At 71.7% G+C, this 17,566-nt stretch carries 13 protein-coding genes; 4 read left to right on the top strand and 9 right to left on the bottom strand.

All coding sequences use genetic code 11. The annotated features are described in order from the left end of the window. Window positions 1–37: 37 nt before the first annotated feature. From IU476_RS28865 to IU476_RS28890, 6 genes are all read right to left on the bottom strand, one after another. Window positions 38–817 (bottom strand): DUF1707 SHOCT-like domain-containing protein, encoded by a 780-nt coding sequence (locus IU476_RS28865; protein ID WP_195105432.1) that lies wholly within the window; start codon window positions 815–817, stop codon window positions 38–40. A gap of 44 nt (window positions 818–861) precedes the next feature. Continuing rightward, window positions 862–1,941 carry a DUF1707 SHOCT-like domain-containing protein gene (locus IU476_RS28870; RefSeq protein ID WP_195105434.1) on the bottom strand — a complete coding sequence of 360 codons (1,080 nt, stop codon included), beginning with the start codon at window positions 1,939–1,941 and terminating at the stop codon, window positions 862–864. A 40-nt stretch (window positions 1,942–1,981) separates the two neighbouring features. Beyond that, a complete protein-coding gene (locus IU476_RS28875; RefSeq protein ID WP_195105435.1) occupies window positions 1,982–2,632 on the bottom strand; it encodes an HhH-GDP family DNA glycosylase in 651 nt (216 codons plus the stop codon). A gap of 75 nt (window positions 2,633–2,707) precedes the next feature. Beyond that, entirely contained in the window at window positions 2,708–3,595 is an 888-nt protein-coding gene (locus IU476_RS28880) for an RNA polymerase sigma factor (protein ID WP_324194390.1), read from the bottom strand. Window positions 3,596–3,790: 195 nt separating this feature from the next. Continuing rightward, window positions 3,791–4,651, bottom strand: coding sequence for a haloalkane dehalogenase (locus IU476_RS28885; RefSeq protein ID WP_195105437.1), 861 nt, complete (start codon window positions 4,649–4,651; stop codon window positions 3,791–3,793). 87 nt (window positions 4,652–4,738) lie between these two features. Then, window positions 4,739–5,233 (bottom strand): MarR family winged helix-turn-helix transcriptional regulator, encoded by a 495-nt coding sequence (locus IU476_RS28890; RefSeq protein ID WP_195105438.1) that lies wholly within the window; start codon window positions 5,231–5,233, stop codon window positions 4,739–4,741. Window positions 5,234–5,345: 112 nt separating this feature from the next. Here IU476_RS28890 and IU476_RS28895 point away from each other — a divergent pair, with 112 nt between their 5' ends. The 3 genes from IU476_RS28895 to IU476_RS28905 all read left to right on the top strand — a co-directional run bounded on the left by IU476_RS28895 (window position 5,346) and on the right by IU476_RS28905 (window position 8,684). Further along, a complete protein-coding gene (locus tag IU476_RS28895; RefSeq protein WP_195105439.1) occupies window positions 5,346–7,049 on the top strand; it encodes an MFS transporter in 1,704 nt (567 codons plus the stop codon). A gap of 5 nt (window positions 7,050–7,054) precedes the next feature. Further along, a complete protein-coding gene (locus IU476_RS28900; protein ID WP_195105440.1) occupies window positions 7,055–7,354 on the top strand; it encodes a hypothetical protein in 300 nt (99 codons plus the stop codon). A gap of 169 nt (window positions 7,355–7,523) precedes the next feature. Then, complete coding sequence (locus IU476_RS28905; RefSeq protein ID WP_195105441.1) at window positions 7,524–8,684, top strand: zinc-binding dehydrogenase; 1,161 nt, start codon at window positions 7,524–7,526, stop codon at window positions 8,682–8,684. A gap of 36 nt (window positions 8,685–8,720) precedes the next feature. Here IU476_RS28905 and IU476_RS28910 read toward each other — a convergent pair whose 3' ends face one another. From IU476_RS28910 to IU476_RS28920, 3 genes are all read right to left on the bottom strand, one after another. Beyond that, a complete protein-coding gene (locus IU476_RS28910) occupies window positions 8,721–10,322 on the bottom strand; it encodes a dynamin family protein (RefSeq protein WP_195105442.1) in 1,602 nt (533 codons plus the stop codon). 726 nt (window positions 10,323–11,048) lie between these two features. After that, the gene (locus tag IU476_RS28915; protein ID WP_195105443.1) at window positions 11,049–12,863 is read right to left on the bottom strand and encodes a dynamin family protein; all 1,815 of its coding nucleotides are present in this window, start codon (window positions 12,861–12,863) and stop codon (window positions 11,049–11,051) included. Window positions 12,864–12,884: 21 nt separating this feature from the next. Next, complete coding sequence (locus IU476_RS28920; RefSeq protein WP_195105444.1) at window positions 12,885–15,464, bottom strand: IniB N-terminal domain-containing protein; 2,580 nt, start codon at window positions 15,462–15,464, stop codon at window positions 12,885–12,887. A 278-nt stretch (window positions 15,465–15,742) separates the two neighbouring features. On the opposite strand from IU476_RS28920, the gene IU476_RS28925 reads away from it, so the two are divergent. Next, window positions 15,743–17,527 (top strand): Hsp70 family protein, encoded by a 1,785-nt coding sequence (locus tag IU476_RS28925; protein WP_195105445.1) that lies wholly within the window; start codon window positions 15,743–15,745, stop codon window positions 17,525–17,527. The last annotated feature ends 39 nt before the right edge of the window (window positions 17,528–17,566 follow it).

The following is a 17,566-nucleotide window of genomic DNA, read 5'->3' on the forward strand; positions in this document are numbered from 1 at the left end:
GATTCCCGATCGGGCGAAGATTTTTTCGGCGGGTCGCTCAGCGGTTCGCCGGGAAGACCTCGAGCACCTCGCCGGCCGGGCTGATCTCCAGGTATCCGCTGTCGCCCGCGCCCTTCGCGTAGATCGCGATGGTCGGGCCGTCGTCGGGCAGTTCCGTGGAGCGCCGAAGAATGAGGTGAGTGACCTCACCGTCCGGGGTGCCCAGGGTCTGCGGCGCGCCGGCGAGATAGCGCGCGAGCATGGGGAGATCGATCGCGGCGAGATCGAACGGGCGCGTCTTCGGGTCGCGGCTGCTGGCCGACGAGTCGTCGAATGTCCCGCGATAGGTGAAGTGCTCGGTGCCGTCGGGTCCGCCGCGTTCGAACGAGGCGTGCTCCGGCAGCAGGGTCAGCTCGTCGACGAGCAGGTCGCCGAAGTGCGCGCGGTAGTCGGCGAGGAAGTGCTCGATGCCTGGCGCGGTGGTGAGTTCGGGCGCGTCCGCACCCGGCTTGCCCGGCCCGTCGGTGGCCGCCACCCCCACCAGCACGCCGATCGAGGCGGCCGCGGCCACCGTCGCGACCGCCGGGATCCACCGGCGCGACCGTTGCCGCCGCGGCGGATTCACCACCGCGCTGCGCACCAGGTTGCGGGGGATCTGGAGGTCGCCGACGAGCGCGTCGATGTCGCCGAAGGTCCTCGCGCGCAAGGCCTTCGCGGTGCGCTCGGCGTGTTCGTCGGTCGTGAGCTGGCCGTCGTCGCGGGCGCTGTCCAGCAGCGCGCAGGCGTCGACCCGGTCCGCGTCGCGCACCCGCAGACCGCTGTGCCGGGTGTCGCTCACGGGGTCACCCGCGGGCCGATTCGACGATTCACCACTGTGCTCACCTATCTGCCGAACGGGTAGACCCGCACCTTGTCGCCGGCGGGCGTGGCCTGCAGGTAGCCGGACTCGTTGAAGCGATTGCCGACGTAGACGGAGATGCGCGGCTCGCGGGAGCTGGAGTCCGGCTCGAAACCGATGTGCGACACCGTGCCGCCGTCGACCTTCAGCAGTCCCGGGGCCTCCGCCAGCAGCCGGGCGAGGACGGCCGGATCGACGCTCGCCAGGTCGAAGGCGGGCGTATCGGTCCGGCGAGTGGTCGGGTCGCCGCTCGGCAGGAAACCGCCGCGGTAGGTGTAACGAACCAGCCGGTTCTGCTGCCCCGTCGGCGCGGCCTCGACCGAGGCGTGCTCGGGGAACAGCGTCAGCTCGTCCACGACGGTGCCGCCGAACTTGGCGCGGTACTGCTCCCGGATCAGCGCGAACCCGTCGGCGGTGGTCAGCTGCGGCATCGGCACGACCAGCGGCTGCACGGCCCGCGGCACCGGATTGGCCAGCGGCGCAGGAGCACTCGGCGTCCGATGCGTCGCCAGGAACCCGGCCACCGCCGCACACACCGCCGCCACCGCGACACCCGCCGCGAACCACCCGCGCCGCGACCGCGGCCGCCGCGGTTCGGCGGGCGCCCCGGCCGACCGTTGCAGATCCGCGGTCAGCTCCGCCAGATCACCCAAAGTCTTTGCCGCCCCGGCCAATTCGGTCAGGGCACGGTGGTCCTCCTCGGACAGCTGCCCGTCACCGAGAGCAGCGTCCAGCAACGCGCACGCGGCCGCCCGATCCTGTTCCCGCGCCCGCACCCTGGGCGGATACTCGTTGCCGCGATGCTTGGGCCCCACCGCCTCCGGTTTCGGCAACCGCAGATCGGCGGCCTGCGGGGACGGTTGCAGATCTTCGACCAGCGGATGCAACTCCGCCAGCGTCTCCGCGGCAGCGGCACGCTCCGACCGCTCGTGATACTCGTCCGCCCCGAGCTGCCCCTCTTCATAGGCGATGTCCAGCAGCGCACGCGTGTTCACCCGGTCGACGTCACGCGCCCGGATCCGCCCGGCCGAGTACCCCGACGATCCGGACGTTTTCGACACCACATCCGGATAGTAATGCCACGAAGTGCGGTGTGCGGCCGACTCAGTGGACGGCGGCCAGCACCTCGTCGGCGAGCTTGTCGTCGAGGCTGACGCGGACGAGGGCCGCCGCAAGCTCGGCGTCGTGGCCGCGCTCGGCCAAGCGCTCGAGTTGGCTCGGGTCGGTGGGCAGGTGCAGGTGCTGGGCTCCCTTGCGGGCGCGTTCGTCGAAGTGGGGGCGCACCCAGGTCCAGACGTCCTGGACCTCGCGCAGGAAGATGTCCGCGCCGACCGGGCCGATGCCCTTGAACTGTTGCAACAGGTCGGCCGTGCGGCCGGGGTCGTGGTCGGCCTCGTCTGCGAGGCGGCGCAGGTCACCTTGATACTTGTCGAGCAGCAGCCGGGCGTTCTCACCCAGCCGGGTCGCGGTGGATTCGTCGTAGCGCTTGTAGTGCCCGCGGCCCAGCGCGTCGACGAGGTCCTGCCATTCGGCGTCGGCCACTCGCTGCGGAGTGTGGTAGCCGGAGTCGTTCAGTTCGCGGGCCGCGCCGATCGCTATCTCCGCGGAAATCCGGGCACTCAGCAGCTTCGCCAGCACCAGCAGCTCGAAGAGCGGCGCGGGCTTGTCCGCCACCTTGATTCCCGCTTCCGCGGCATAACTGGTCCCCGCGCGCTCCAGCAACGCCCGCACCACGGTCTCGTCGTTTCGGCTCATCTCCACACCTCCTTCTCCCGTCGGCCTACCCAGGGTGCTGGGGAATACACGGTCACGGTCCGGGCGTGCGCCCGATCAGCACTGGTTCGGCGGGTAGTGGGCTTCGTCGAGGAGTGGGAAGCGGCCGGAGTGCAGGAGGTCGGCGATGGCCTCGGCGCGGGCGTGGGGCAGCGCGTAGTCGGGGTGGGCGCGCAGGACGGCGGCCGCGTCGTGGAGGCGGACCATCTGGGCCTCGGCGTCGGCGGCGGTGCGGCCGCCCGGCGTGACGGGGTGGGTGGCGAACGCCGGGCGGGACGGGTTGATGCGGCCGAGGGCCACGGCGCGGTCGACGCGACGGGCGCAGCGGCAGAAGGCCTGCGGGTTCGCCAGGCCGCACGACGAGTTCAGGAAGTTGCCGAGGCGTTTCTTGGCGCGCTCCAAGCGCTTTCGATAGGCGGCCGGGGTGGTGTCGAGGATCCAGGCCGCCTCGGCGGACGGAAGTTCGAACACGTCGCCGAGCACGAACGCGACCCGCTCCTCCCGAGACAGGCATTGCAGCATGCCCTGGCTGCAACTGAGCCGGACCTCGCGGGTGAGCAGGGTGGCCTCCGGACCGCGATGGTCCGCTTCGGCCAGCCCGTCGCGCAACCCCGCCCCGAAATCGTCCAGCGACAGCTGCGCCGCCTCCTGCGGACTGCGGCGGCGCAGATTCAGCAGATAGTTGACGCCGATGCGGTAGGCCCAGGTGGTCAGTCGCGCCTCGCCACGAAAGCTCCCGAGCGCGCCGAGCACCCGCAACAGCATCTCCTGCACCGCGTCCTCGGCATCCGCCGGCCGCCCGACCATCCGCAGCGCCAGCCGATACAGCGGATCCCGCAGCACCCGAACCACTTCCGTTACCGCGTCCCGATCCCCCGCCCCGGCCCGCCGCACCAACTCGACGTCCGCGCCGATATCGCCGGGCTGCTCCGATTCCGCTCCCACCACCACATCGTTCGCCGCCGGCGGTGCCCGCGCAACCGCCTGCTCGGACCTTCCCGCCATCCGACTCCGACGGTGCCCGATCGCCCGCCATGCGCCGTTCGCGCGTTACGTGTCCGGACGTCGCCGCCACCGACCGCGGGACTCGCCGAACACCCCGGTCCGGCCGGTGGAGGCCCGGCCGGTTCGGTGGTGTGTTCAGGCGGGGAGGAGGGCGTGCCGGTCCAGCCAGTGGGCGACCGCCTTGCCGATGGCGTGCGGTTGGTCTTCCGGGGCGTGGTGGCCGGCGGGGCCGATGGAAACGGCTTCCGCGGCAGCGAAAGTCGATGCGGCCCAAGCGATCGACTCCGCAGATCCGAGACCGACGCCGTTGTCCACACCCATCAACAGCTTGGGGATCGACGGCGAATCCGCCATCCAGCGGCCGTAGTTCTCGATGATCGCGACCACATCCGCGGGCTCGCCGTCGAGCGGAAGTTCGCGCGGCCACACCAGCATCGGCAGTCGCGACTGCGGTGTCGGGTAGTAGCCGCGGTAGACCTCGTGCGCGGCGGGATCGAGGTTCATGGTGGAGCGCGGCAGGTTGAACTCGATGAACATATTGTCCTCCAACACCATTCGCTCACCCTCCGGCGACCGGAACCGGCGGAACAGCTCGGCGCCGAGAGGCGGCATCTCGGCCCACCGCATGGGCCGCAAGAAGGTCTCCACCACCGCGACTCCCCGCACCCGATCCGGATGCCTTGCCGCCCAGTGCATTCCGAGCGCGCCGCCCCAGTCGTGGCCGACGATCACCACGCGGTCCAGGCCGAGGGCGTCGAACCAGGCATCCAGGTAGCGGGCGTGGTCGACGAAACGGTAAGCGATGTCGGGCTTTCCGGAATCTCCCATGCCGATGAGATCCGGGGCCAGCGCCCGGGTGCGGTCGCTGACGTGCGGGATCACCGAGCGCCAGATATGCGAGGAGGTCGGGTTGCCGTGCAGGAACACCACCGGCACGTCGCCGGTGCCGGTGTCGCGGTAGTCGATGAACGAGTCCAGAACTTCGATAGTGGCCATGGCCGGTGTCCTTCCGTGCGGTTGCTTACATCCGGTTGGACACCGCCTCGGCCGCACTGTGACAGCGCGATCGAGTGACCTACCTCACTAGCAACTCGGCCCCAGCCCGCGCGTGAGCCCCGGATGCACGCCGGGCGTCAGGCCCGCCGCGGCGGACAACTTCTCCAGCAGTTTGCGCAGCGTCGCCTGTTCGGCGGCGTCCAGCGGCGCCAGCACCGCGGTGTCCAGTTCACGCACGATCGGCTCGGCGCGGGCCAATAGCTCCCGCGCCGCGGGCAGCAGGTGCACCGCGTAGGCCCGGCGGTCGGACGGATGCCGCCGCCGTTCCACCAGCCCGCGCTTCTCCAGGTCGTCGACCAGTCCGACCATCACATTGCGGTGGATGCGCAGGGTGTCGCAGAGCTGCTGCTGCGTTTGCCCGTCGTTCGCCTCCAGCAGCCGCAGGGTGCCGAAGTGCCGCGGGCCGATCCCCAGCGGCGCCAGCGCGTCGGTGAAGCGGTAGGCGGTGCTGAAACCCAGCTGCGCGATCAGGAAGGCGGTGCGCTCGGACAGCGGCACGAACGGCGAATCGAGCTCGGTCATCTCCGTAGGATACCGCCGATCAATGCACCTTTTGTGATTGCACCGTTGATTGATAATCACCTTCGGTGCATAGTTTGAGGGGTTCCGCTCTCCCGACCGAATCGAGATCGTCATGACCGTCTCCCCATCGGACTCCGACGCACCCCCGCTCGACCCGCGCCGCTGGATCGCCTTCGCCGTCGTCCTCGCCGCCGGATTCATGGATCTGCTCGACGTCACGATCGTCAACGTGGCGGTGCCGAGCATTCAGAACGACCTGAAAGCCGAGTACTCCCAACTGGAATGGATCGTCGCGGCCTACGTGCTGTCGTTCGCGGCGGTGCTCATCACCGGCGGCCGCCTCGGCGACATCTACGGCCGCAAGCGGGTGTTCCTCGTCGGCATGGCCGGTTTCACGCTCGCCTCGCTGGCCTGCGGCCTCAGCGACACCCCGGCCGTGCTGATCGGCTCGCGCTTCGTGCAGGGCGCGTTCGCCGGGCTGATGGTGCCGCAGATCCTCGCCACCATCCGGGTCACCTTCCCGAAACACGAACGGGCCAAGGCGATCGCGCTCTACAGCGGGGTCGGCGGCTCCGCGTCGGCGGTCGGCCTGTCGCTGGGCGGCGTGCTGGTGCAGGCGAATCTGTTCGACCTGGGCTGGCGGCCGATCTTCCTGGTGAACGTGCCGGTCGGCGTGGTCGCGCTGGTCGCGGCGTTCGCGGTGATGCGGGACTCGCGCTCGACAGCCGCGCCGCGATTGGACATCCCGGGCATGGTGCTGGCGGTGGCCGCGGTGCTGCTGCTGGTCTACCCGCTCACCGAGGGTCGCCGACTGGGTTGGCCCACTTGGACTTTCGCGATGATGGCCGCAGCCGCGTCGGTGTTCGCGACCTTCGTCGCGTACGAGCGCCGACGCGCGCGGACGGTCGGGTCGCCGCTGATCGATCTCGACCTGTTCCGGTCGCGGCCGTTCACCGTGGGCCTGGCGGCGTGGCTGCTGTTCTGGATCGGGCTCGGCGGGTTCTTCCTGGTGTGGACGCTGTTCATGCAGGCCGGGCTGGGCTGGACGCCGCTGCGCGCCGGGCTGACCGCGGTCTGTTTCGCCGTCGGCGCGGGCATCGGGGCGGGGACGTCGGTCAACGTGCTGGCGCCGCGCTGGGGGCGTGCGGTGTTGATCGCGGGCGGGCTGATCACCGCGGCGGGATTCGTCTTCTACGGGTGGTCGGCGGCGCGCTACGAGGGCGAGTTCGCTTCCTGGCAGATGATCGCGCCGCTGGTGGTGACGGGCGCCGGTTTCGGCATGGTGGTGGCGCCGACCATCGACATGCTGCTCGGCCAGGTGCCCGCGCGCGAGGCGGGTGCGGCGGCCGGATTGCTCACCACGGGACAGCAATTGGGCACCGCGCTCGGCGTCGCGCTGGTCGGCGTCGTCTTCTTCGGCCAGCTCGACCAGGATTCGGCGCGGGGCGTGACCGCGGTGACGCCGGAGACTCGCGCGGAACTCAGCGCGCAGGGCATGCCCGCTCCCGCCACGGACGAGATTCTCACGAATTTCGCTGCCTGCGTGCGGGATCGGTCGGCGCAGGCCGACCCCACCGCGATCCCGCCGAGCTGCCGGCCGAGCCCCGTCGCGACTCCCGCTGTCGCACAGACCCTTTCCCGCTCCGGCGCGCAGGCCAACGCCGTGAACTTCGCACACACCTTCTACTACACGCTCGGCATCGGCGCGGGGCTGCTGGTGCTGGTGAGCCTGGGATTCCTGGCCCTGCCGGGCAATGCCCGCCTCGAACAGCACGAGGCGGACCCCGAGACCGACGACGAATTGATCGGAGTGTGATCCCGATGCACCTACTGATACTCGGCCGCGAGCCCCACGTTGTCCGCAGAGGAGTGGAAACCATTCTCTCGCAAGGTATCCCGGCAACGGGCGTCTCCGACGACGCCACCGCGATCAGCGCCCTCACCTCGGGAACCATCACCGATCTCCTGATCGGCGGCGGAGTCGAGGCGGACGCACGCGCCACGCTGAAGCGAGTAGCCGCCGAACACAACGTCACCGTCCTCGAGTCGACCAGGCGCGGCCGAGACGTCGCCGACTACCTCGTCGACGACGTGATCCCGCAACTCCGGGCGCGGCAGTAGGAACAGCCGGGGCGGGCACTCCCGCCCCGGCTCAACCCTGCCCCCAGCCTCAGGCAGCGCGCACGGAAGACATCGCGGCGTATGAATTCACCCACCGCGGTCCCGCACCCTCGCACAGGGCTTGTCGAAGTGCCGCACACGTGCGGGGTGGCGGAGGTACCGTGCGGTTATGAAGGCGGTCGTGTGTTCCGAAGGCAAGTTGGAGGTCGCCGATATTCCGGCGCCGCGGCCGGGGCGGGGGCAGGTGCTGGTCAATGTGTTGCGGTGCGGGATCTGCGGGTCCGATCTGCACGCGCGGGTGCACTGCGACACGCTCGCCGATCTGGCCGCCGCCACCGGCTACGACCACTTCATGCGGTCCGATCAGCGGGTGGTGCTCGGGCACGAGTTCTGCGGCGAGGTGGTCGAATATGGGCCCGGCTGCCGCAAACGGTGGCGACCCGGCACCCGTGTGGTGGCGTTGCCGATCCTGCGCGACGGGCGTGAGCCGCAGCTCACCGGCCTGTCGGCGAACGCGCCCGGCGGGTACGCCGAACAGGTCGTGGTGCAGGAGGCGATGACCTTCGCGGTGCCCAACGGGCTGGCGGTGGACCACGCCGCTCTCACCGAGCCCATGGCGGTGGCCTGGCACGCGGTGCGCAAGGGCCGAGTCGGCAAGGGGCAGACCGCCTTCGTGATCGGCTGCGGACCGATCGGGCTCGCCGTGATCAGCATGTTGAAGGCCGCCGGGGTGAAAACCGTTGTCGCCAGCGACTTCTCACCCCGCCGCCGGGAATTGGCCACTCGCTGCGGCGCGGACGTGGTGGTCGATCCCGGCACCGAGTCGCCGTGGACCGCGGCACCGCGGAAGGGCCGGGTCAAGGGCGTCACCGATGTGCTGAACCTCGGCTTCGACGCGATGGAGCGGTTGCGCCGGGTCCCGAACCTGCCGTGGTGGTACGTCTTCCGCCTGGCGCACACGCTGAACGCGGGCCCGGCCGGTCCGGTCGTCTTCGAATGCGTCGGCGTGCCGGGCATCATCGACCAGATCCTCACCGCCGCACCGCCGATGGCGCGCGTCGTCGTGGTCGGCGTCTGCATGGAGACCGACAGCTTCCGCCCCGCCATGGCCATCAACAAGGAGATCGACCTGCGCTTCGCCTTCGGCTACGACCCCGGCGAATTCCGCGACACCCTCCACATGCTCGCCGAAGGCAAGGTGGACCCGTCTCCCCTGATCACCGGCACCGTCGGCCTCGACGGCGTGGACAACGCCTTCACCGCACTCGCCAACCCCGAACAACACGCCAAGATCCTCATCGACCCCGCCTCCCCCGCCACCGTCCCCTGAGCCCCGCGTCGTGCAGCCGATCGGCGGCGTACCCGCTCAGCGACCGGCGTTGCGGGGCGGGCGGATTCGCGGGATCGGGGTGGTCTCGGGAGCGCCCAGCAGTTCGAGTAGGCCTTCCGCGCTGCGGGCTCCGGTTTCGCAGGCGTTGGCGGTGTCGCGGTCGGCGAGGGGGTGGGCGGCGCGGGTGCGCCACTTGCGTACGGAGGCAAGGGCTTCCGCACGAAGTTCGGCGGTGGCGGCCGAGGCGGGAAGGCCGAGGCGGGTGTGCGCGGCGATGCCGGAGCCGCCGACCAAGCGGCGCAGTTCCGCGAGATCCGTGGCGGACAGCAGGAATTCGTCGGTGCGGAGCCGGCCGAGGAGGCGTAGTTCGGCGAAACCGTGGACGTCGGCGAGCAGGGTCCGGACGCGCGGCAGCAGTGCGTCGGCGGCCGTTCCCGGGTAGCCGGTGAGGACGCGGGCCAGCGCGGTCAAGGCGGAGTGCGCCTTCAATTGGTCGGCGCGCTCGGCGAACTGGACCGACAGCACCTCGCGCAGTTCGTCCAACCCGCTGTGCCGGGTCAGCTCCGCGGCGAGCGTCCCCGCATCGCGCACACCGAGCCGGATCAGCGTCACCGCGGTGCGGACCCCGAACAGCCCGAACCGGGCCGCGAGATGCGCCCGCAGTTCCGGCGGCACGGGCAGCGGCAGGTCGGGGCGGGCGAAGCGGTCCGCCGACAGCAGCGCGGCGCTCAGTTCGTCGACCGGCACCGCGGCCAGCGCCTCGAACGCGTCGTACTCCCGCTGCCGCAGCGTGGCACCGGCGAAGGCGAGCAGGCCCGCCACCGGAATCACGGCCTGGCACAAGCCCGTTCGCTCCAGCTCACCGGCGAAACGGTCGGCCACTTCGCGCGCCGAGTGCAGCGCGTCGATGCGGCCCGCGCCGATCTCGTCGGCCCGCGACACCACGCCGATCACGCCCAACGGACCGGTGAACTCCGAATCACCCGGCCGCCCCGTGGCTTTCGGGCCGAGGCGTTCCAGCAGCTCGAGGTCCGCGGAATCCAGGCGGCGCAGCAGATAGACGACGGCGTCGGCCGCGGGCAGCGGGTCGCCAGCCGGGTCGTCGGGCGTGAGCAGCCGGGTCGTCCGGCGCGAGATGTCCTGCGACAGTGACGAAGTGCCGGGGGTATCAATGATCGTGGTACCCGCCAGCGCGGCCGAGGGCCAGTCCACCTCGAGATGGTCGACCTCGTGCGGACCGCCGCCGTTCCACCGCAACGCGGACAGATCGAAGGTCAACCCATGCGCCCCGGGCAGCCCGGCCACGCCCGGCACCCGTCGCACCACGACGTCGGCGCGGGCGCCGCCCGCGGCCACCGCGGTGACGCGCGGCGTCGGCCCGTGCCGGTACCAGGTCACCGTGCGGGTGCACTCGGTCGCGTCGGTGGGCGCGATGTCCTGGCCCGCCAGCGCGTTCAGCAGCGTCGACTTACCGGCCTTCAGCTGCCCCGCCAACGCCACCCGCAACGGCTGATCCAGCCGCCGCGCACACTCCTCCAACAACACGGCCGGCCGCGACCGCCGGGCGAACGCCGCCGCGGCCGTCCCGATCAACCGCCTCGCCTCCGGCACGATCCCGCCGGTGACCTCCGAACTCACGCGGCCACCGTACCGGAGCTACCGCCCCGCCACCGCCGCCCCATCACCACCACCACCAACTCCGCCCACCGGCAACACCGTTGCCGACAACCATTCGCCTGCCACCCGCTCCGCTCATTCGCCTGCCATCCGCGCCGCTATCGGAACCACCGCCCACACCCCTGCGCCCCCCAGCGGCATCATCACTGCCTTCACGGATGCCATTCGGACACGCCGCACCACATCGGCGACGAACTCCCGCGATCCTTCGGACACGCCGCACCACATCGGCGGCGAACTCCCGCAATCCGTCCGGATCGGCCGACCGGCGATCGTCGCCACGATGAGTGCCCCGACCCCCTCCACCTGCAACGCCGTGGTCGCCACCGACAACGCCTGCCCGCCACGGTCGTCACCCCACCCGGCCCTCCGGCAGCGTCACTGCTGACGCCACCGACCTGCCACCGGCGCGCCATCTTCGAACCGCCTACGCCGCTCGGCCCGCCGCTGTCTGAGGCGTGGATCCGTCCGCTTACTGGCCGGTGGGCGGCCGGTGCTCTCAACGCGGCCGTGGCGCAGGTATTCGAGTATCTATCCGCCCGCTTACCGGCCCGTGGGCGGCAGGTGCTAATCGACGCGGCGGTGGCACAGGTATTCGAGTGTCGATCCGCCCGCTTACCGGCTTGTGGGCGGCAGGTGCTAATCGACGCGGCGGTGGCACAAGTGTTCGAGTGTCGATCCGTCCGCTTACGGGCCCGTGGGCGGCAGCATGGCGTCGGCGTATCGGCGCAACGTGGCGACGACGCGCAGCTGGCGTTCCAGTTCGCCGCAGCGTTCGGTGCGGCGGGCCGTTTCCACGCCGACCGCGTCCTGGGCGGCCTGGAGGGAGTCGGAGATCGAGCGGAGGCTGCGGTCGGCGATGCCGGTGAAGTGGTCGCGCAGCAGCCGGTGGATGCGGTGCAGGCGGTCGCGGGATTGCTTGGCGGCCTCGAATGCGACGTCGTCGAGGAAGCGGCGCACCGCCGTCTTGGCCTCCCCGCGCCGGCGGGCCAGGCGATCCCGTTTGTCGTCGCGGAAAGCCTTGCCGCCCAGTAACATTCCCGCACCCAGCGACAGCGGGTTGACCAGCGCCAGCCCGGCGACGGTCCCCGCCAGGCCGACCATGACCAGGCCGCCGTAGGAGCCGCGCAGCCCGACCAGCAGCTTGTGCCCGAGGCCCAGGTCCGGTTCCAGGTCCGACAGCGCCACCGCGGCGAAACCGGAATCCGCGTCCGGCCGGACGTGCGGCAGATCGACGCTGCCGAACTCGCGGAAGTGCTCGGCGACCCGTTCCGCGAGCCGCACACCGCACTGGTGCGTCCACAGCAGGTTGTCGCCGACCGCGGTGTCGACGGTCGCGGCGAGCCAGGACTCCATCCGGTCCCAGTGCCGGCCCGGGTCGTTGTCGTCGATCCACTCCTCGGCCGCGCGGGCGATGGCGCGCAACCGCACGCGCAGGTCGTGGTCGATGTCGCCGGCCAGATCGGTGACGCCGTCGGCGAGGGTCTGCTGCCAGGCGGCGGTCCGGCGGTGCAGTTCCTCGGCCTGCGTCTTGGCCGCCCGCAGTTCCCGCACGGCCGCCGCGCCGCGCTCCGGATCGCGCAGCGCCACCAGCTCGCTGCCCAGCGTCAGCGCGAGATGTTCTGCGGCCGAGGAGATGTCGAGCGCGACGGCGCGACCGGTGGCGGCCTGGCCCCGCACCACCACCTGCTCGCGCAGGAAGTCGTACAGCGGGCCGAAACCGGACTCGCGGCCCAGCTGCTCGTCATTCAGCCGCAGCGCGTGCGCGCGCAGCAGCGACGACACCGGGAGGACGGGCAGCTCCAAGCCGTGCCGGCGCAGGTGTCCCTGGTCGGCGTGGAACACCTGACGCCAGTGCGGATACAGATCCAGTTTGGTCAGTACCAAAGCCACCGCGGGGCACAGCCGCTGCGCCTGCCGCAGGAAATCGACCTCCGGTTCGGTCAGTTCGGTCGACGCGTCGGATATCAGCAGCACGGCGTCGGCCGTCGACACCAGGCCGAGCGCGCCCGCGCCGCCCGCCGCGCGGCCGCCGATCGCCGGGGTGTCGATGACCACGATGCCGTCCGCCAGCAGCGGATTCGGCGTCTGCACCTCCAGCCGGGCGACCGGACCGTGCGGCGAATGCCATGTGACAGTAGGTATCTCGGCGATCGGCCAGGGCACCCGACGGTCCCCGTTCTGGTCCGCCACGACCAGCTCGGCCTGCGGCTGCGGGCCGTGGGACAGCAGGATCGGGACGGTGGTCGTGGCATCGTCGCCGACCGGACAGAGTTCGGCGTTCATCAGGGCGTTGACGAATCGGCTCTTGCCCTGATTGCCCAGGCCCGCCACCACGATGCGCCGACGAGGATCGCGGACCCGGTCGGCCAGCACGCGCAGCCGGTCGACCAGGTCGCCGCGATTCGCCGCGCGCGCGGCCGCGAGGGTTTCGGCCAGCACCGTGGACAGCGGGAGTCCGGGCAGGTCGGAGGTGGGCTCGGTCGCCACCACGGTTGTCATCTCCTTCGTCGCTCCGTTACGTCAGTGGGTCGGTTCGCCGCCGAGGTCGCCACCGAGATGGGTGTCGGTGGTCGCGGTGGTCTGCGTGGCGCCGAACAGACCCGCGGACCCGTGCCCGCCGCCGTCGAGATCGCCGCCGAGCCAGCCCTGCCCGCTGTCGACCCCACTCGCGCCGCCGAACCCCGCGCCCACACCGGTACCGAACGCCTGCGAAACATCCACGGCCGACCAAGTATTCGCCACCGAGGTCCCACCATCGATCCCCAGCGCACTCTCCCCCGCACCACCTGCCGAGACATCGATCCCGGACCCGACATCCCCCACCCCACCGAATCCGGTCCCGCCGCTACCGACCCCTTCGAGCCCGCCGGACAACGCGCTTCCCGCGTCCCCGACCCCCGCAAGGCCACCGCCCAACCCGGCCCCCGCCTCACCGACGCCCGCGAGCCCACCGCTCAACCCGGCCCCCGCCTCACCGACCCCCGCGAGCCCGCTGCTCAGCCCGGCTCCGGCCTCACCGATGCCCGCGAGGTCACCGCCCAAACCGGCGCCGCCACCGAGAGAACTCTCGAGCCCGGTGGACAGCCCGCCGCCCAGATCACCCGCCCCCGACACCGCGCCATCCAGCCCGCCGGTGAACCCACCACCGGCCGCAGCCACCCCATCGAGCGCGCCACCGATCCCGGCACCCACCCCGCTCCCACCACCGAGCGCAACATCGAGCCCACTGCTCAACCCACCCTCACCCGACACTCCACCGTCGAGCCCACCGGCCACGCCGGTCTCGGCAGCCAGCGCACCGTCGAGGGCACCGGTCACGCCCGCCCCGGCCGCGAGGGAACTGTCGATCCCGGCCCCCAATCCGGTTTCGAGTGCGCCGCCGACCGTATTGCCCAGTCCCGCAGCGGCTTCGAGGCCGGTGGTCGTCGAACCGACAGCGCCGACAGCGCCCTGCACACCGGTGCCGAGGCCGCCGACGAGCTCGTCTCCGACCGTTGCCGCGCCACCCAGGCCCGCGGACAGCTGTGTATCCAGTCCGCTGCTCACCGTGCCGAGGCCGCCGAGCGAGGTGTCGATGTCCGCCGCCAGATCCCCCGCTCCCTGCAACCCCGCGCCCACCGTGCCGCCGACGGCGGTACCCAGGCTCCCACCCAGGTCCGCACCGGTTTGCAACCCGCCGCTCACTGCCCCGGAAAGGTCCGTCGCACCGTCGAACGCACCGCTGATACCGTCCGACACCGAAGTGCCGAGGTCACCGCCCGCCGACAGAGCCCCGCCCACGGCACCACCGAGCCCGGTCTCCAAACCTGTGGCGACGTCGCCCAATCCGGCCCCGGCACCCGAAAGCCCGCCCTGCACAGCGGCATCCACATCACCCACGACACCACTGACCACGCCGACGCCGGACAGCCCGGCACCGGCGGCACCACCGAGCCCGGCCGCCAAATCACCCGCGCCCGCCAAGCCTGCGTCCAACCCCGCCGTCAAACCGCCCACGGCACCGCCCAATCCGGCCACGACATCTCCGGCACCGGACAAGCCCGCACCGACCGAAGCGCCCAAACCGTCGGCGGCACCGCCCAACTCGCCCGCCAGATCACCCACACCGGACAGCCCGGCACCCGCAGCACCACTCAGCTCGCCCGCGCCGGACAACCCGGCCCCGACCGCGGCACCCGCCGCACCGCCCAGTCCGGCCGCCAAATCGCCTGCGCCGGACAGCCCACCGCTGACCGCGGCACCGCCCAGCTCGGCCGCCACATCATCCGCACCCGACAAACCACCGCCGACCGCAGCACCCACGGCACCACCCAGATCGGCCGCCACATCAGCCGCGCCGGACAAGCCGCCGCCGATCAATGTCCCAGCGGCCCCCGACAATCCGGCTGCCAGGTCGCCCGCGCCCGACAAGCCCGTGCCGACCGTGGCACCGAGGTTGGCGGCGGCCTCGGTGAGACCCGTTGCGGCGGTGGACAAGCCGGTGGAGACGGCTGCGCCGAGGTCGGTGGAGAGGGTGGTGGCGGCTCCGAGGGCGGTGCTGAGGCCTGCTTCCAAGCCCGCGCCGACCTGGGTGACGGCGTCTACCGCGCCGTGGAGGTCCAGGCCCGCGGCCGCGCCGCCTGTCAGCGCGGCGCCGAGGTCGGCGGCCGCACCCGCCGCCGCGCCGATGCCCGCGGCGATACCGGTCTCGAGGCCCGCGCCCGCAGACAGGCCCGCGCCGAGGCCCGCGCCGAGATCCGCGCCGATCTGACCGGCGGTCTCGCCGGACAGGCCGAGGTCCAGGCCCGAGCCGACGGTCACGCCGGCGTCCGCGCCGAGTGCCGCGCCCGCACCCAGACTCGCCTCGGCGGCGGTCGCGACCCCGGCACCCGCGTTGCCGGTGGCGCCCGCCCCGGCGGCGACGATCGCCGCGAGCTGCGACCCGCCGGTGACCAACGCCGACTCCGCCACCATGGGCGCGACGGCGGCGATGTCCTCCGGCGTCACCGCCGTCAGCCCCGCGGCGGCCAGCGCCTGCGCCGGATTGGCGCAATAGCCCACCGCGGCCTCGTGGTCGCGCAGCAGGCTCAGAATGAACTCGAGAATGGCGTTGGGGCTCATGGGACACCTCTTGAATCAGCGAACCGATAGCGGTCCGCGGCAGTCGAATTGCTTTCACGCTAGGAACCCCCGGGCTTTCCTCGAAACGGGGCGAACCCCCCTCCTCCGCGCCGCCGCCGCGATGGGGGCCGCCGCCGCATTAGGGGAATTTCCCCGTACTCGAGTCCCGGTGAGTAACGACGAACCCCCAGCAACCGAAAGGTCCGGTAGGTCGCGACGATCACGCAACCTCTCGAACACACGTTTCACCTTGCGTTTCGAACGACAGGGGTTCTCGAATGACTCAGGGCCTGGCGCTCGGCATCACCGTCGGGTCGTCGCACACGGTCGCCGTCACGACTTCGTGCGAGTACGGCAGCACCGACGATGTCACCGTCCGCACTCGGCCCAGCGCACCGCCGGGCGTGTCGGACGGCTTCCTGGCACGCGTCGGCGACCCCGTGGACATGCTGACCGCCGACGGCTCGTCCGTCGCGGCCGCGGATCTGGTGGCGGGCGTGATCGGCGCGGTGATCGACGACCACGCCCCGGCGCACACCGTGCTCGGCCACCCGACGTGGTGGCAGCCGCACGTCGTGGCAGCCCAGCGGGCGGCCCTGGACGCCGCCGGCCGACACGCCGTGACCCTGGTCCCCGAGGCCGTGGCCGCGGTCCGTCGCCTGGCCGAGGAGCACCGTGCTTCCGAGCACGACGCCGTCCTCGTCTACGACCTGGGCAGCACGGGCCTGACCGTCTCGGTCGTCGGCCCGGCGGGTCTGCTCGCCGAGTCCGTCCGCGCCGACGAGGTGGCGGGCAGCGAATTCGATCTACTGGTGTTGCGTTACGTTCTGGCAAACGCGCTGGGCGATTACGATCTCGACCCGTTCGACCCGGTGGTGGAATCGGAATTGTCGGCGCTGCGGCAGCGCTGCCGAAAAGCGAAAGAAGACCTTTCCGGAATTACCGCCACGGTCGTGGAGGTGCGCTTCCCCGGCCTGCCCGGCCGCGACATCCGCCTCGTCCGCGACGACATCGAGGAGTTGCTGCGCGAGCCGCTGCTGGACTCGATGCGGTCGGTGCGCGAGGCGCTGACCCGCGCGGGCGTCGCGGTGGGCGCGATCCTGCCGACCGGGGGCGGCAGCGCCATCCCGTTGCTCACCGAACTGCTGTCCACGGAGTTCGGCGTCCCGGTCATCGCCACCGCCGCGCCCGCGCACACCGGCGCACACGGCGCGGCCCTGCTCGCCGCCGACCTGCTCGCCGAATCCACCGAAACCATTGCCGCACCGGCTGTCCCGACGGCGCCCACCGACTCCCTCCCGGCACAGCGCCACCACGCTTCGTCCGCACAACACGCACCACCGGCACCTCGGGCAGCGACTCGACGCGACCACACCGAGCAGGGGAAGCAGCACGACCGCACTCCGCCGACCGCGCAAGACCACGAGCCGCCTGCGGTCTCGCCGTTGCCCGCCCTGCCCGAGGACGCCGACAGTCGTTCTCGCGCGGGTACCTGGCGGCGGATGGCGCTCATCGGCGGCGCGGCGGCGGCGGTAGCCGCGCTGGCGACGGGGACGCTCGCGCTCGGTACGGCGATCGACTCTCCTTCTTCCTCAACGACTTCCACGACCGGGTCGGCCTCGTCCGGCGGATTGCAGTCGGCGGCACAGGGTTCCGGTGCGACGTCCGGTGCGGCGGTGGGAGCCGCCGCCAGCGGCGTGCCCGGGTCGGGTTCCGGCACCGGAGCGGCTGTTCCGGTCGCGGCGACCTCCGCCGCGGGAAGTCCCGGCCAGCCGGGCAATCCGGGCCAGCCGGGCAGCCCCGCGCAAGCGGGCGCACCCGCTCCTGCCACCGGCGATCCCGCCGCACCCGGTAACCCGAGCGCGCCCGCGGCACCCAATTCGCCCGCGCCGCAACCACCTCCGGTCCAGGCACAGCCACCGAACGTGCCCACGGCACCGTCCGCGCCCACGCTGCCCGCCCAGCCCGGCGGCACCCTGGGCGACGTCATCGACCACACGGGCGACACTCTCGGCACGGTCCTGGACGCCCCGGGCCAGATCCTCGGACACACAGGTGGTTGAGACCCGGTGACAAGCACTACAGCCGTCGCCCACGAGTCG

It is taken from the genome of Nocardia blacklockiae (assembly GCF_015477355.1).
GTDB classification, from domain to species: domain Bacteria; phylum Actinomycetota; class Actinomycetes; order Mycobacteriales; family Mycobacteriaceae; genus Nocardia; species Nocardia blacklockiae.

Bases quoted from the DNA above. Each gene is read 5' to 3' on its own strand.
- IU476_RS28875 (WP_195105435.1), bottom strand. From the start codon at position 2,632: ATGAGCCGAAACGACGAGACCGTGGTGCGGGCGTTGCTGGAGCGCGCG.
- IU476_RS28885 (WP_195105437.1), bottom strand. From the start codon at position 4,651: ATGGCCACTATCGAAGTTCTGGACTCGTTCATCGACTACCGCGACACC.
- IU476_RS28890 (WP_195105438.1), bottom strand. From the start codon at position 5,233: ATGACCGAGCTCGATTCGCCGTTCGTGCCGCTGTCCGAGCGCACCGCC.
- IU476_RS28895 (WP_195105439.1), top strand. From the start codon at position 5,346: ATGACCGTCTCCCCATCGGACTCCGACGCACCCCCGCTCGACCCGCGC.
- IU476_RS28900 (WP_195105440.1), top strand. From the start codon at position 7,055: ATGCACCTACTGATACTCGGCCGCGAGCCCCACGTTGTCCGCAGAGGA.
- IU476_RS28905 (WP_195105441.1), top strand. From the start codon at position 7,524: ATGAAGGCGGTCGTGTGTTCCGAAGGCAAGTTGGAGGTCGCCGATATT.
- IU476_RS28915 (WP_195105443.1), bottom strand. From the start codon at position 12,863: ATGACAACCGTGGTGGCGACCGAGCCCACCTCCGACCTGCCCGGACTC.
- IU476_RS28920 (WP_195105444.1), bottom strand. From the start codon at position 15,464: ATGAGCCCCAACGCCATTCTCGAGTTCATTCTGAGCCTGCTGCGCGAC.
- IU476_RS28925 (WP_195105445.1), top strand. From the start codon at position 15,743: ATGACTCAGGGCCTGGCGCTCGGCATCACCGTCGGGTCGTCGCACACG.